The organism is Sphingorhabdus contaminans (genome assembly GCF_007280415.1).
Taxonomy (GTDB): domain Bacteria; phylum Pseudomonadota; class Alphaproteobacteria; order Sphingomonadales; family Sphingomonadaceae; genus Sphingorhabdus_B; species Sphingorhabdus_B contaminans.
On record NZ_VKKU01000001.1, the window covers coordinates 467183 to 481132 of the forward strand.

The following is a 13950-nucleotide window of genomic DNA, read 5'->3' on the forward strand; positions in this document are numbered from 1 at the left end:
GATGCAGACCCAGCAGACATGGCAGAGACCGTGTCAGACGAGGTAGTGGAAAATGCTGTACGCGCTCCCTTGATCGATATTCCCTATGCCTTTGCAAAAACCCATGGCGTCGTGTTGCGCCACCAGGTTGATGACCGACTGGTTGTGGCGATGCGAGAGGGGGCGGACCCTCTGATGCTGCTGGAAGTCCGGCGTTATCTGTCGATGCCTTTTGATGTCGAGATATGCGATAACAGTACTTTCGACCGCCACTTGTCAGATCATTATGCGATGGACGGCTCCGCCGCCGCTATGGCCGGTTCTATCGGTATGGGCGACACGGATTTGCTATCCGACATGTTACCCAGTGCCGATGACCTTCTCGACAGTGCGGATGATGCTCCGGTAATTCGTCTAATCAACGGGATCATTGCGGAAGCCGTGCGGCAGGGTGTTTCGGACATCCACATCGAGCCTTATGAAACAGGCCTTGTTATCCGGATGCGGGCCGACGGGGTGTTACAGGAACGGTTGCGTCTGCCGGCCAATGTTGCCCCGGTCGTCGTCAGCCGGATCAAGGTAATGGCCCGTCTTGATATCGCCGAACGTCGCATACCACAGGACGGCCGGATCGGCCTGACATTGGGCGGTAAGCTCATTGATGTGCGTGTTTCTACGCTTCCCAGCCGGGTGGGCGAGCGCGTAGTGATGCGTATTCTGGACAAGGAAAATACCGGCATATCTCTCGATGTATTGGGCATGTCCGACGACACACTCAAAATATTGCAGGAAGCTCTTGCGGAACCGAATGGAATCATTCTGGTCACCGGGCCGACAGGGTCGGGCAAAACCACCACATTATATGCTGGGTTGAAGAGCCTGAACGACGGCACCCGCAACATTTTGACTGTCGAAGATCCCGTAGAATATGCCATTGACGGAGTTGGCCAGACGCAGGTCAATTCCAAGGTGGGCATGACATTTGCCGCCGGACTACGTGCGATTTTGCGCCAAGATCCGGATGTCGTGATGGTGGGCGAAATTCGCGATCGGGAAACGGCCGACATAGCGGTGCAGGCGGCACTGACAGGGCATCTGGTATTGACAACCGTGCACACTAATGACGCGATTGGTGCAATTACGCGGATGCGGGACATGAAAGTGGAACCGTTCCTGCTGGCATCGACGTTGCGCGCGGTCATTGCACAACGGCTTGTCCGGCGGCTTTGTCCGTCTTGTCGCCAGACGGTCCAAGCGGATGGGAATGCAGCATCGTTACTCGGCTTCGACCAGGGGACTGCCGTTTTCAAGGCTGTGGGATGTCCGCAATGTAGTAATACCGGATATCAGGGTCGCATTGGCGTGTTCGAAGCGGTCCGGGTCGACGAAACAATCCGCCGTTTGATCAACGATGGTGGTGACGAGGCAATTCTGGCGCGTCATGCGTTTGTGAACCAACCTAATTTAAGCGCTGCGGCGCGCAAGCTGGTGCGTGCCGGACTTACTACGCCGCAAGAAGCTATACGCATTTCCCGCCGCGAAGACATTGACGATGCCTGAATTTGCCTATCAGGTTATCGACACTTTAGGTCGGGACATCAAAGGTAAAATCCATGCTGCCGACGATGAAGCAGCGCGGGCGGCGCTTGCGAAAAAGAGCTATTATGTCGTTAAACTTGATAGTGCTGCGGCTCGACAATCTGTACTTACTGGTTTGCAACGGCGTCGGAGACGTCTGTCGACCAAACAACTCACCTTATTCACCCGGCAATTTTCGTCCCTGATCCAGGTTAGCCCACTTGAAGAAGCTATCCGTACCATCAGCCGGCAGAGCGAGCAGGCCCATGTACGCGATATTCTCGGAAACGTGCACACAGGTGTCGTGGAAGGCCAACGGCTTTCCGAGGCGATGCGCCGCGAAGCGTCAAGTTTCCCGGCGCTCTATCGCGCCATGATCGCAGCGGGCGAGGGAGCAGGGACCCTGTCGCTGATTTCCGAACGACTTGCGTCCTTGCTGGAGCGGCAGGCTGAAATGCGCGGCAAGATCATCGGGGCCTTGGCCTATCCAGCGGTACTTTCGCTTGTGGCGATTTTAGTCGTGATGGGCTTGATGGTCTCGGTCGTTCCCCGTGTCGTGGAGCAATTCGACAATGTCGATCAACAACTGCCCCTGCTGACACGCATCGTCATCGGCCTTTCAACATTTTTGGCAAGCTATTGGTGGGTGTTGCTCCTTGTTATCATGGCGTTTGCTATGCTGTTTTGGCGGGCGTTGCAGCAACCGCAATTCCGGTTGTTCGTTGATCGGAACGTGCTTGCAATTCCGGTAATCGGCAAATTGCTCCGTAATCTCCATGCTGCCCGAATGGCGCGTACCCTGTCGACTATGGTCGCCAGCCGTTTGCCCCTTTTGGAAGGCTTGCGTTTGACAGGCGGGACAATCCGTAACAAACTTTTGCTGCAGGCGAACGACGATATTGTCGAAGCGGTACGCAGCGGTGGCAGCCTTTCGGGCGCCATGCGCGCCAGCGGCGTGTTCCCGCCCTTGCTTGTCTATCTGACCGCCAGCGGAGAAAGTGCGGGACAGCTTGAGCTGATGCTGGAAAGGGCATCGGAATATCTGGAGCGGGAATTCGACAATTTCACGAGTGCCGCACTCTCCCTTCTTGAACCGCTTATCATCGTTGCCATGGGCGGCGTGGTGGCGATCATCATTCTGGCAATTTTATTGCCCATTCTCCAACTTCAAAATCTCACGGGAATATAGAAATGTTGCGCATCTTGTTTCACCTTTTCACCGATCTGGAACGTGCACCGATTGAATTCCGACGTTCGCGACCAAAGTCCGAGCGAAATGGTTTCACCCTTGTCGAAATGATGGTGACACTTTTCATCCTGGCCTTGCTGACCACCATCGTCGCCATCAATGTTTTGCCCAATCAGGACAAGGCAATGGTCCAAAAGGCGAAGGCGGATATCGCGGTTTTGGGGCAGGCGATGGAGACGTACCGCCTCGACAATCTGACTTATCCTGACGCTGGCACAGGGTTGCAGGCTCTCGTGAACCCTCCTTCAACGGCGGGTGGCCGGACTGAGGGCTATATCAAAAAATTGCCAAATGACCCGTGGAACCGCCCCTATCAATACACTGTTCCCGGCCGGAACGGGGCGTTCGACATTTACTCGCTGGGTGCAGATGGCGCGCCCGGCGGCGAGAATGAAAATGCGGATATCTACGGCGAATAGGCCAGCTTCCACATCCAAACCCGCAGTAAGCGAGCGTGGCTTTACTCTGGTTGAACTGATGGTTGTATTGTTCATCATCGGCGTGGCGAGTGCTGCGGTCGTGATGACAGCGCGAACCACGGAACGCGGTGCCCGCGACGAAGCCGAGCAATTGGCGGCGCGCCTTGCCGCGTTGCGCGACCAATCGATTTTACAGTCGACACCGATGGCTTTTTCAATCCGGCCATCAGGCTACTCTTTCGAAGCACGGACAGATGGAGCGTGGGGGCCATTGCAGGAAAAACCCTTTGTCAGCCAGAAATGGGCGCGCGGAACAAGCGCATCTATTGGAGGTGCGCGTCAGCTGCGAGTGGCCTTTGACAGCACCGGCTTGCCATCCAGCAGCGCGGAAATCGGCGTCAAACGGGGCGACAAGGTGGTCGTCGTCAACCTGTCCGCAACGGGAGACGTACGTGTCGCGCGTTAATTTGCCCATTGTCCGCGACGGATTCACGTTGCTTGAAATCATGGTTGCGCTTGCCATCTTCAGCCTGGCTGCGCTGGCAATGGTGCGGCTGCAGGGATATTCGGTCCGGTCGACGTCGCAACTGGGCGAAAGTGGTCTGGCGTGGCAGGTCGCGCGCAATGTGGCGGTCGAGATTTTATCCAGTCCATCCGTTCCGACATTGGGTGAAACGGGCGGAGAGGAACTTAACGGCGGGCAAAACTGGCGTTGGACCGCGACGACAAAAAGAACGGATGATGCGCGATTGGTGCTTGTCGACATTCAGGTGTCCGGCACCGGAATTGCAGCGGCGCGTAAGGCACAATTGACCATAGCGCGACCGGTAGAGCAATGAAGAAGGTAAGGACTTCCGAAGCGGGTTTCACGCTGGTGGAACTGCTTGTGGCCTTGGCCATTTTTTCACTGCTGTCACTAGCAGGGGTGATGCTGCTGCGGTCCGGAAGCGATACACAACTTGCTGTCAAAGACCGCTTGGATGAGCTTTCGCGCGGCAACCGTCTGCACAATAATGTTGAGGGAGATCTGGCCCAGGCGATTTCCCGTTCGGTTCGTGACCCTGCCGGTGCTTCGATCCCCGCATTTGTCGAAGAAAGCGGCGATGTTCCCGGCATGTTGTTCGGCTTCGTTCGGGCCGGCTGGTCCAATCTGGATGAAGCGCCACGGCCTGCTTTGCAAAGGGTGGCCTATGTACTCGACAAGAATAGCCTGAAGCGCTTGAGCTGGCCGATGCTCGACGGTGCAGCACCGTCGGATGCCACTGTCATTGTCGACAATGTGGTTTCTGCACAAGTCCGGTTCCGTGACGATCGAGGGGAATGGCGGAATGACTGGACTGCGGTCGATGCCGACGCACTTCCACGGGCTGTTGAGTTGCGCATCGCGGTTGCGGGTAAGTCCGAACAACGGATGCTTTTTCTGGTGGGGCCGCAAAACAGGATCAAACCGGCCGAAACGGATGAGGGTTTGGACGGATGATTAGTACCGCTCCATCGGAACGCGGTGCTGCACTGTTGTCGGTGTTGCTGATGGTAGCCATCCTGACGGTGATTGCCGCGACGACGCTTGATCGCCTCGCCATTGCCACAAAGCTTTCCGGCAACGGCAATAGCCTTACCCAGGCCCGTATGTTCAGTTACGCCGTTGAAAATCTGGCAAGCACCCGCATCGAAGATCTGCTGGCCCGCGATGCCGCACAGACAACGCTTGAAGGAAATTGGCTCGGCAAGGAACAGGTTCTTCCCGTACCTGTCGGTGCGGCTTCGGCAACGGTGCGCGATGGGGCCAATTGTTTCAACCTCAATAGTCTGGTGTCGGAAACAGAGGGACGATATTCGCCTAACTCCATCGGTCAGGAACAGATGGTTTCCCTGATGGTCGTTCTCGGTATCAATGAAAGCACTGCGCGGCCGGTTGCGGCAGCCGCGACGGATTGGGTGGATAGCGACAGCATCCCGTCGACCAATGGGGCCGAAGACGATAGCTACCGGTCGGCCGTTACACCCTATCGGACAGCGAACCGCCTGTTTGCGCATCCGTCGGAATTGCGTGCCGTAAAGGGCGTGACTCCTGCTCTTTATGCCAAGCTTCGGGGATGGATTTGTGCCTTGCCTGAGGCCCGTCTTTCGCCGCTGAATGTAAATACTTTGCTGCCTGAACAGGCGCCTTTGCTGGCAATGCTCTTTCCGCCCGGACAGTTTAGTCCGGTCACTGCACGCAGCTATCTCGCCAAGCGCCCCGCAAGCGGTTATGGCAGCCTCATTCGATTCTGGGGGGCACCCGAAATGGCGTCAATCGAGGCGTCTTCTCCGGTCCAAGGGCAAGTGAAACTGACTAGCACCTATTTCCTGTTACGCACGAAAGTGTCGCTCGGTGAGCTGATACTGGAAGGGGAGTCTATGCTCGCCGCCACGTCCGGGCAGGTCCGCCTGATTTGGCGCAGTTGGGGGGAACAGGCATGACTCTGCTCGTTACATTCCTTCCCAACATGAACCAGACCGACCCTCTGATATGGAGATTATCGGATTCGCTATGGTCCGAGCCACAGCGGCTTTCGGAGTATATCCCGGAGACGGACGATGACCGGATTGTCGCTATCGTAGGAGCAGAAGCGGCCCGAACAACGTGGTTTTCTTTACCCGATCTGACGGCCCGACAGGCAGAGGGCGTAGCCAAAGTCCGCGTTCTGGAACAATCCCTGGGTGCAGTGCATGTGGTGGCCCGTCATGTCGACGGGGATGAAGTGGTCACAGCAACGATTGACCCGACCATTTTGGAAACGGGCCTCGAAATATTGAAGGCTCGCGGGCTGGACCCTGATGTTATCATTCCCTTCGGGTTGCTTCTGCCGTCTGACCCGGCGCATGTTTTGCGGGCAGAGCTGGGCGGCAACATTGTTTTGCGCGGAAACCAGTTTATAATTCCTGACGAGCCGGCTTTCCGCAAAATGTTTGTGGGCGATGCTCCCATATTGGATATGGAAAGCACCGCACTGCATCAAGCATTGCAGGTAGCAAGCGTGAATCCGGCACTCAACTTTCGCGAAGGAGCATTTGCCAAACGCGAACCCCGCGTCATTGCCACTCCGAACCAGCGCAAATGGATTTTCCTGCTGTCCGGTTTTTGCATAGCGGCGACACTCCTTTTGGGTGTGGCGACCTATGCGAAATATAGCCTTGCGACATCCGCCGAAAATGAAAGGGCACTGGTTGCGGCGCAGCGGATCAACCCTGCCATTTCGGATATCACCCAAGCAGAGGCGCAGCTTTCCTCTGCGTTGCAGCAAAAAGGTTTGGCAGAAGGCCGCTTCACGCCGCTGTCCGCCGGTCTGTGGCGCGCGGTGCAAACGTCGCCAAATGTGTCGGTACGTGAACTCCGTTTCGCACGTGACGGAATTCTGATTGTAGTTCTTTCGGCTCCTGATGCGGGAAGCATCAACAAGGTACTGATCGCCATACAACGCGATGGTTTCCGCGTTACGGCCACATCGCGGCAAGACTCAACTGGCGCAACCTTGGTAGATCTGACCGTGAGGATGCCATGATGGACAAAATGAAAACATGGTATTCTGGGCTGAGCAACCGGGAGCGTATCCTGGTGTCGGTTGCAGGAGCGCTGACCGCTGTTGTCATCCTGCTTTTCGGAATTTTGCTACCAACCCTGTCGGCGCTACAGCAGGCCGAAAGCGGTCTGGATGAGGCTGTTCAGCGGCGTGGCCGGATTGAAGCCGCTGTTGCTGCCGCTGCATTGCAAAAGCCATCTGCTGCGTTGCCTCAGCAAGCTGACATTGATCTCGTAGTGACGCAAGGTGCCGCCGAGAAAGGTTTCGACCTTTTGAAGTCGGCAAATTCTGTTCCCGGACAAGCCAATTTCCGCATTGATCAGGCCCGCGCGCCAGCGCTGCTGGCATGGCTGAGCGAGCTTGAATCGCAGGGCATCTTTGTATCCAGCATTACATTGCGAAGCGCGGCCAATGGCAGTGTTTCGGTAGACGCCCAATTGCGACGGGCCGCCCGATGACCCGTCGATCCTACACAATCGCTGCTGCTTTGCTCCTGCTTGTTGCATTCGGCGCCTTCATTCCGCTGCGCACTGTTGTCAGTGGTGACCAGATTACAGCCCGCAAAGTCGAAGGCATCATCTGGGATGGATCGATCCGGGACCTGCGTCTTAACAAAGTACCCATTGGCGATGTGAACGCACGCGTGAAAATTCTGCCTCTCCTGCTCGGACGCGTTGAAATCGCATTATCGCGGGGCGACGCACCATTTGCCCCCGGAATAAACGGTTCGGTCACAAAGCGCTTTGGCGGCATCTCCATCGACAGGTTCAACGCAACTCTACCGATCGGGGCTCTGTTCGAACCGCTGCCTGTCGAAGATATTATCTTGCAGGATTTTTCTGCGCGGTTTTCAGGTGGCCGCTGTGCCGAAGCGAGCGGCGGGATCCGAATGACTTTGACTAAAGCAATTCCGGGGCTCGATCTGTCAAATGGCTTGCTTGCCAAGCCTCGGTGTGATCGAGGTCAACTGTTGATCCCGTTGCTCAGCCAGTCGGCGACCGAGCATGTCGATATCCGGTTATCTGCGGACGGCAGCTATAGCGTGATAATCTTGCTTGAAGGCGACAATAGCGAGAATGCCGGGACCCTCTCGCTCGCAGGCTTCCGGAAAAGCGCGCGCGGTTTCCAGATGACCAAAAGAGGTCGGCTCTGACGGCGATCCAACTCACGGTGGAACAGGGGCTTTCCGGTTTGCCGCTATGGTTTGTGCTCGCATGTCTCGCAACATTGGGCGCAATCTGGGGCAGTTTCGCAGGGGCATTATGTCGCCGTTGGCCAGAGGGCAGGAGCATAACCAGCGGCCGTTCCCACTGCGATAGCTGCGGCGCACAGATCGCCGCTTTCGATCTGATACCCATTTTGTCCTTTTTGGCTTTAAAAGGGAAATGTCGTAACTGTAGATCGCGCTTTACTGTCGGAACCGAATTTGCCGGCCTGTGCATCGGCGCGTTTACCGCCTTGTGGTTCCCCCCTGCGCAAGCATTCGCTGCTGCCATCTTCGGATGGTTCCTGCTTCCTCTGGCTATCCTTGATTACCGGCATTTGTGGCTGCCAAACGCATTGCTGTTTCTACTGCTGTTAGGAGCGGCTATATTCGCTCCTCTACTGATCAGCGATATCACTTGGACGGACCGATTGATCGGAGGCATTGCCGGCTTTGCAACACTGGAAGCTCTTCGGCAGCTCTACCATGTTATCCGCCGAAAAGAGGGTATGGGTGCCGGTGACCCCAAATTGCTCAGTGTTCTCGGTGTTTGGCTTGGGTGGCAATTGCTACCGCTGACCGTGTTGGTCGCGAGTTTTGTGGGTCTTGCGGTCGCCTTGCTATCGTCACACCGGAACGAAAGTGAGCCGTTGGAATATCCGCTGGGGACATTCCTGGCGTTTGCTGCCTTTATTGTCGTGTGCTTGCCCTGACCATTCGGTTGCGGCCAGGTCGGTTGTCTGCGCCATTGAAAAATGGTGAGCCCTGCTGGATTCGAACCAGCGACCTACTGATTAAAAGTCAGTTGCTCTACCGACTGAGCTAAGGGCCCGGACCAAAACCGGGATACCGGTTTGAACGAGAGCGCTCCCCCTAATGGCGCTAGACTGCGCGGTCAAGCCGCTTTGGACGGTTAAATCGTGTTTGTAGCTGTCTTATTGTCAGACCTGTGACGGGGTCGCGCCAGTCGGGTGCAATCATTGCCGCCGGCGTAAGGACAAAATTGCGGGTGCGGAGCGCCGGATGCGGTATCGACAGATGCGGGTGGCTCTCCGCCCAAATGCCTTCGGACCATAGAAGTATGTCGAGATCGAGCGTTCGTGCCTGCCATGGCTGTCCACGTCGGGTACGGCCGAAATGTATTTCAATCTCCTGCAATCGCCGGAGCAGGGCAGGCGGGACAAGCGGAGTTGCCACAACAGCCGCCGCATTTGCATATTGCCGCCGCGACGGCCCCAAGGGCGCACTCGCGACTATGGCTGACTGCGCAAACACGTCAATGTCATCCATTTCGAGCGCCGCAATAGCCTGATCGAGGATCTGCTGCGGGCGACCGACATGGGGAAGTGGCTGGTTCGATCCCAGACCAATGAGGTAGAGATAGGTCAGACTAAATATCCTCTACCAGCCGGCCATAGAGTTGCGGTCGGCGATCGCGGAAAAAGCCCATGCTCGCGCGATGGGCGCGGGCCTGATCGAGATCGAATGTGGCCACCAATATTCCGGTTTCGGCGTCGTCCAGATCGGAAACGATGTCGCCCCATTCATTGGTAATAAAACTGGTTCCATAAAACTTCTGGGGGCCAAGGCCATGATCGTTCTCGCTGCCGATCCGGTTAGCGGCGATCACCGGCATGCAGTTGCTGACGGCATGGCCCACCATGGCGCGCCGCCACATGTGGCGCGTGTCGAGCGTTGCATCCTGAGGCTCCGCCCCGATGGCGGTGGGGTAGAACAGCAGCTCAGCACCCATCAGGGCCATCGCCCGTGCGCATTCTGGATACCATTGGTCCCAGCATATACCGACGCCGATGCGGGTGCCGAACACGTCCCAGACTTTAAATCCCGTATTGCCGGGGCGGAAATAATATTTTTCCTGATAGCCAGGACCATCGGGGATGTGGCTTTTGCGATAGGTACCAACAATCTGGCCATCGCTGTCGATCATTGCGAGCGTGTTATAGAAATGCGCGCCATCGCGTTCAAAAAAGCTGGTGGGGATTGTAACGCCCAGTTGTTTTGCAAGTTTTGCCATCGCCTGCACCGACGGATGTTCCATGGTCGGGCGGGCGAGGGCGAAATGTGCTTCGTCCTGCGTCTTGCAGAAATAAGGGCCCGAAAAAAGCTCCGGCGGAAGAATGATCTGCGCGCCCGCTGCCGCAGCCTGACTCACAAGATCAGATACGGCGTCTATATTTGTCGCCTCGTCTCCCGCGAGAGGAAGTTGCAAGGCCGCAACGGTAATGGAGCGCGCAGTCATGGGATGTCAGGGCCGCTTTTTGAACAGGAGCGTCATACGATCGGATTCGCCAATGGCTTCATATTTTGCCTTGTCGGTTTCGCCTTTGGCAAGGCGCGGGGGCAGGGTCCAGACGCCGTCCGGCCAATTGGCCTCGTCCTTTGGATTGGCGTTTACTTCGCTTTTCCCGACCAGTTCAAAGCCGTTGATTTCCATGAATTTGATAACATCGGCTTCGCGCAGATATCCGTTCTTACCATCGGCATAGCTATAGGGAGCGTCCGCTTTTGCACGGTGCTGTTCGATGCCCAGAAGACCATCGTCCTTCAGCAGATCCCGCATGGCCTTGATCTCGGCGTCCGCGATATTCCAGCGCTGCATGTTATGTAGCATGCGCATGACGAGGATACGGTCGAACGTACCCTTTGCGCCTTCAGGAATTTCGCTCAGAGAAAAGGCGCTGAAGTCGGTCGCGGGGCGGCCGGAAACGGCAGCCACATCGGCGGGGAACTTCGCAATTCCGGCCTTGATGCCTTCTTTGGCAGTGTCGCTGAAATGGGTTTTTGTGCCGAAGAACAGCCCGACATATTTGCCCTTTTCATCGACATAGCGGCCCAGAATGCGCGACACCCACTCGCCACCCGGGGCGTATTCGCCGATGACATGGTCGGGATGAAGCCGGAAGAATTCGAACGTTTCCGCCGGATGGCGATATTTGTCGCGCTTTGAATCTTCGGCGCGCGCCGGATCGGCCAATATCTTTGCCATGCGCGCCTGATGCGCCTTGTGCATCTTGTCATGTTCGGCCTTGCTCATGCCCTTATGGTCGTCGGCATAAGAGGGAACAGTCAGCGCCGTGACGGCGAGGGCGAAAAGAAGGGACTTTTTCATGGGGGATTCCTCTCTGTTTAACTGTGCTTGTATATGGGTCGAAAGGTATCAAAAGCCAATACAGCTAAATTGGCACCTGCTGGCTGGAACAATGGAAGCTGCCGCCACCGGTCAGCACGGCATCGGCGGGTAGGCCGACAATTTTGTGGCGGGGAAACAGGCTTTCAAGTTGAGCCAGGGCTGTATCGTCGTAACGGCTGCCATAGGTGGGAACAACAACCACGCTGTTGCCGATATAGAAATTCATGTAGCTCGCAGGAACGGCTTCGCCATATTGTTCAAACCGCCCGACTGAGGGCAGGAGGGTGACCTGGCATCCGAAGTCCTCCGCCGCTTTGCGGGCGGCAGCATAGACGGCGCTATTGGGGTCGTCCGCATCGCGTGCTTCGGGAATGACCAGATGATTTGGTCCAACGAAACGTGCAAGATTGTCGACATGTCCGTCCGTATGGTCATTGGCAAGGCCATCGCCCAGCCAGAGCAGGCGCTCGATTCCGAGATCGCTGCGCAATCGCGCCTCGATCTGCGCCTTGTCCAGTTCCGGATTGCGGTTGGGGTTCAATAGGCAGTCGATAGTGGTAACGGCGCGGCCCTCGCCATCTACATCGATGGAGCCGCCTTCCAAAACCCAGTCGCAGGGCGTGACCGTCAAGCCAGCGGCCTTTGCCAGCGTCCTGCCGATATCCTGGTCGCCATCGAAATTGAAACGGTTGCCCCAGCCGTTAAAGCCGAAATCCCGCGCGATCCGGCCATTGCCTTCGCCGACGATGATGCAACCTGTGTCGCGGAGCCAGACGTCGCCGATATGGCGTTCCTCAACGATGACGCCGGGGGCGGCCAGTTCACGGGCGACCTTCGCCGCATCGGCATTGCCGGCGATCAGATATACGGTCTCGCCCTTACCACCATCGTGTACGGCATTGGCAAAGGCGGCAATCTGTTTTTGCGCGGCTGCAAAGGGTTCCTCCCAATGGCCCCAGAAGCTGGGAAAACCGATCCAGACGCGTTCATGCGGTGCCCATTCGGCGGGCATTCTCAAGGACATGGAAACTTATTTCCCTTCGCGGCTTTTGTCGCGAATGGCGCGGAATTCGTCGCCTTCATTCCAGTTGGGCCAGGCATCGGTCATCGCGAGCATCCGTCCGACGCGATAGTAAAGGCGAAGATCGGCCATCACGCCGGACCAGTCCCAGGACTCGTCATATTCGTCGCCGGGGGCATGGTAGCGGTTTTTCTCATAATCTTCGGCGGCCGCTTTTGCGGCTTCCTTGCCACCCTTCACCAGATCATCGCCACCTTCAAAATAGACCATCGGAACGCCCAGCTTGGCAAAGCTGAAATGGTCGGACCGGTAGTAGAAGCCCTTTTCAGGCGTCGGTTCCATTTCAGGTGTACGTCCTTCTGCCTTTGCGGCGGCGTTAAGATAGTCATCGAGCTGCGATTTGCCTTTGCCGATAACGGTCAGGTTTTTCGCAGGGCCAGCCATGGAGAAAGCATCCATGTTAACGCCACCGACCGTCTGGCTCAGCGGATAGATCGGGTTTTCGGCATAATATTTGGAACCCAGCAGACCCGATTCTTCGGCCGTCACCGCAAGAAACACGATGCTCCGGTCAGGTGCGCCAGCTTTTTTGAAGCCTTCGGCCAAGGCGACCAGAGCTGCGGTGCCCGTGGCATTGTCGACCGCGCCATTGCAGATATCGTCCCCATCGGCTGCCGCGGTGCACCGGCCCAGATGGTCCCAATGCGCGGTATATAGGACATATTCCTCGGGCCGCTTGGCGCCTTTCAGGACACCGACAACATTCTTGCTCGCCTTGCGCGCGATGTCATTATCGAAGCTCAACGACGCCTTCAGGCCCAAGGGAACGGCCTTGAACCCCTTCTTCTTTGCGGCTGCCATTTGCTTATCGAGATCCTGTCCGGCGGCTTCGAAGATTTCCCGCGCCACATCTTTCTGGATCCAGCCATTGGCGGCTGTCTGGCTTGCGCCTGCATCTTTGGACTGGGCCAGGAACTGTGTGCCGGTCCAGCTTGAATTGACGACATTCCAGCCATATGCGGCAGGCGCGTCATCGTGAATGATGAGCGCAGCTGCAGCACCCTGCCGGGCGGCTTCCTCAAATTTATAGGTCCAGCGGCCATAATAGGTCATCGCCTTACCGCCGAAATCGCCTTTCAGATCGGTGGCGTCGAAATCGGGGTCGTTGACCATGATGACCACGGTCTTGCCTTTGACATCCAGCCCTTCGTAATCGTTCCAGCCCTTTTCAGGCGCGACGATGCCATGCCCGACGAATATCATTTCGCTCTGGTCAATCTTTGTCTTGGGCGTTTCGCGATAGCTGCCGACAACAAATTCACTGCCATAGGCGAAGGACATAGCCTTCCCGCTCTTGTCCGCAATGCTCAGCGCCGAGACATTTTTAGCAGTAATTTCGACCAGAGGTACGTCCTGGGTCCAGCTTCCGTTGTTTCCGGGCTCAAGTCCTGCTTTTTTGAACCGGTCGATCAGGTAGGCAACTGTCTTTTCCTCACCCGCCGAACCCGGCGCACGACCTTCGTAGCTGTCGAGCGACAGTTCCTTGACCACATCCTTCATAGTCTGTTCGGACAGTTCCGGAACCTCAACCTGAGGCAGCGCCGCGCTGTCCACAGTCTTATCGTCCATCTGTTTACAGGCGGACGTGAGGGCAAGTGCCGAAGCGAGGGCGAGCGTAAGGAAACGCATGATATTCTCCAGAAGGGAAAAGTTGTTGCCGCGCCTTCTGCCAGAGGCTGTCTCTCGCCTCAAATGAAAAAGCGGTTTCCTTCGAAATGGAACGGAA

Annotated in this window: 16 protein-coding genes and 1 tRNA gene; 11 read left to right on the forward strand and 6 right to left on the reverse strand. The window is 56.7% G+C overall.

The genetic code is table 11. The features are described from left to right. The first annotated feature begins 18 nt into the window (after positions 1-18). From gspE to FOM92_RS02385, 11 genes are read left to right on the forward strand one after another with little or no spacing between them, the layout of a single operon-like run. Positions 19-1539: a type II secretion system ATPase GspE gene (gene gspE / locus FOM92_RS02335; protein ID WP_143776279.1), complete on the forward strand. Its 1521-nt coding sequence runs from the start codon at positions 19-21 to the stop codon at positions 1537-1539. Next, positions 1532-2746 carry a type II secretion system inner membrane protein GspF gene (gene gspF, locus FOM92_RS02340; RefSeq protein ID WP_143775166.1) on the forward strand — a complete coding sequence of 405 codons (1215 nt, stop codon included), beginning with the start codon at positions 1532-1534 and terminating at the stop codon, positions 2744-2746. Before gspE ends, gspF begins: the two co-directional genes overlap by 8 nt. 2 nt (positions 2747-2748) lie before the next feature. Then, positions 2749-3225: a type II secretion system major pseudopilin GspG gene (gene gspG / locus FOM92_RS02345; protein ID WP_143775167.1), complete on the forward strand. Its 477-nt coding sequence runs from the start codon at positions 2749-2751 to the stop codon at positions 3223-3225. After that, positions 3197-3691 (forward strand): type II secretion system protein, encoded by a 495-nt coding sequence (locus tag FOM92_RS16060; protein ID WP_246087124.1) that lies wholly within the window; start codon positions 3197-3199, stop codon positions 3689-3691. The genes gspG and FOM92_RS16060 overlap by 29 nt, the downstream gene beginning before the upstream one ends. After that, the gene (gene gspI, locus FOM92_RS15885) at positions 3678-4064 is read left to right on the forward strand and encodes a type II secretion system minor pseudopilin GspI (RefSeq protein ID WP_246087125.1); all 387 of its coding nucleotides are present in this window, start codon (positions 3678-3680) and stop codon (positions 4062-4064) included. The genes FOM92_RS16060 and gspI overlap by 14 nt, the downstream gene beginning before the upstream one ends. Beyond that, complete coding sequence (gene gspJ / locus FOM92_RS02360) at positions 4061-4705, forward strand: type II secretion system minor pseudopilin GspJ (protein ID WP_143775170.1); 645 nt, start codon at positions 4061-4063, stop codon at positions 4703-4705. Before gspI ends, gspJ begins: the two co-directional genes overlap by 4 nt. After that, positions 4702-5688 carry a type II secretion system minor pseudopilin GspK gene (gspK, locus tag FOM92_RS02365; RefSeq protein WP_143775171.1) on the forward strand — a complete coding sequence of 329 codons (987 nt, stop codon included), beginning with the start codon at positions 4702-4704 and terminating at the stop codon, positions 5686-5688. Before gspJ ends, gspK begins: the two co-directional genes overlap by 4 nt. Further along, entirely contained in the window at positions 5685-6770 is a 1086-nt protein-coding gene (gene gspL, locus FOM92_RS02370; protein WP_143775173.1) for a type II secretion system protein GspL, read from the forward strand. Before gspK ends, gspL begins: the two co-directional genes overlap by 4 nt. Positions 6771-6778: 8 nt before the next feature. Next, positions 6779-7246 carry a type II secretion system protein GspM gene (gspM, locus tag FOM92_RS02375; protein ID WP_170226771.1) on the forward strand — a complete coding sequence of 156 codons (468 nt, stop codon included), beginning with the start codon at positions 6779-6781 and terminating at the stop codon, positions 7244-7246. Then, positions 7243-7941 (forward strand): type II secretion system protein N, encoded by a 699-nt coding sequence (gene gspN, locus FOM92_RS02380; protein ID WP_143775177.1) that lies wholly within the window; start codon positions 7243-7245, stop codon positions 7939-7941. Before gspM ends, gspN begins: the two co-directional genes overlap by 4 nt. 17 nt (positions 7942-7958) lie before the next feature. Further along, entirely contained in the window at positions 7959-8705 is a 747-nt protein-coding gene (locus tag FOM92_RS02385) for a prepilin peptidase (RefSeq protein WP_143775179.1), read from the forward strand. 43 nt (positions 8706-8748) lie between these two features. On the opposite strand, the gene FOM92_RS02390 is transcribed toward FOM92_RS02385, so the two are convergent. From FOM92_RS02390 to FOM92_RS02415, 6 genes are all read right to left on the reverse strand, one after another. After that, a tRNA-Lys gene (locus FOM92_RS02390) sits at positions 8749-8824 on the reverse strand. Between the two features lie 50 nt (positions 8825-8874). Next, the gene (gene folK, locus FOM92_RS02395; protein ID WP_143775181.1) at positions 8875-9390 is read right to left on the reverse strand and encodes a 2-amino-4-hydroxy-6-hydroxymethyldihydropteridine diphosphokinase; all 516 of its coding nucleotides are present in this window, start codon (positions 9388-9390) and stop codon (positions 8875-8877) included. After that, positions 9383-10252 (reverse strand): N-carbamoylputrescine amidase, encoded by an 870-nt coding sequence (gene aguB / locus FOM92_RS02400; RefSeq protein ID WP_143775183.1) that lies wholly within the window; start codon positions 10250-10252, stop codon positions 9383-9385. Before aguB ends, folK begins: the two co-directional genes overlap by 8 nt. Before the next feature lie 6 nt (positions 10253-10258). Beyond that, positions 10259-11122, reverse strand: coding sequence for a class I SAM-dependent methyltransferase (locus FOM92_RS02405; RefSeq protein ID WP_143775186.1), 864 nt, complete (start codon positions 11120-11122; stop codon positions 10259-10261). Between the two features lie 64 nt (positions 11123-11186). Continuing rightward, on the reverse strand, positions 11187-12167 hold the full coding sequence (locus FOM92_RS02410; protein WP_143775187.1) for an agmatine deiminase family protein: 981 nt from the start codon (positions 12165-12167) through the stop codon (positions 11187-11189). Positions 12168-12173: 6 nt separating this feature from the next. After that, positions 12174-13853, reverse strand: coding sequence for a M28 family metallopeptidase (locus FOM92_RS02415; protein ID WP_143775189.1), 1680 nt, complete (start codon positions 13851-13853; stop codon positions 12174-12176). Positions 13854-13950 lie beyond the last annotated feature (97 nt).

What these genes read in the sequence shown, in the direction of transcription:
- gspE (WP_143776279.1), top strand. Translation starts at nt 19, where the DNA reads ATGGCAGAGACCGTGTCAGACGAGGTAGTGGAAAATGCTGTACGCGCT.
- gspF (WP_143775166.1), top strand. Translation starts at nt 1,532, where the DNA reads ATGCCTGAATTTGCCTATCAGGTTATCGACACTTTAGGTCGGGACATC.
- gspG (WP_143775167.1), top strand. Translation starts at nt 2,749, where the DNA reads ATGTTGCGCATCTTGTTTCACCTTTTCACCGATCTGGAACGTGCACCG.
- FOM92_RS16060 (WP_246087124.1), top strand. Translation starts at nt 3,197, where the DNA reads ATGAAAATGCGGATATCTACGGCGAATAGGCCAGCTTCCACATCCAAA.
- gspJ (WP_143775170.1), top strand. Translation starts at nt 4,061, where the DNA reads ATGAAGAAGGTAAGGACTTCCGAAGCGGGTTTCACGCTGGTGGAACTG.
- gspK (WP_143775171.1), top strand. Translation starts at nt 4,702, where the DNA reads ATGATTAGTACCGCTCCATCGGAACGCGGTGCTGCACTGTTGTCGGTG.
- gspL (WP_143775173.1), top strand. Translation starts at nt 5,685, where the DNA reads ATGACTCTGCTCGTTACATTCCTTCCCAACATGAACCAGACCGACCCT.
- gspM (WP_170226771.1), top strand. Translation starts at nt 6,779, where the DNA reads ATGAAAACATGGTATTCTGGGCTGAGCAACCGGGAGCGTATCCTGGTG.
- gspN (WP_143775177.1), top strand. Translation starts at nt 7,243, where the DNA reads ATGACCCGTCGATCCTACACAATCGCTGCTGCTTTGCTCCTGCTTGTT.
- aguB (WP_143775183.1), bottom strand. Translation starts at nt 10,252, where the DNA reads ATGACTGCGCGCTCCATTACCGTTGCGGCCTTGCAACTTCCTCTCGCG.
- FOM92_RS02405 (WP_143775186.1), bottom strand. Translation starts at nt 11,122, where the DNA reads ATGAAAAAGTCCCTTCTTTTCGCCCTCGCCGTCACGGCGCTGACTGTT.
- FOM92_RS02410 (WP_143775187.1), bottom strand. Translation starts at nt 12,167, where the DNA reads ATGTCCTTGAGAATGCCCGCCGAATGGGCACCGCATGAACGCGTCTGG.
- FOM92_RS02415 (WP_143775189.1), bottom strand. Translation starts at nt 13,853, where the DNA reads ATGCGTTTCCTTACGCTCGCCCTCGCTTCGGCACTTGCCCTCACGTCC.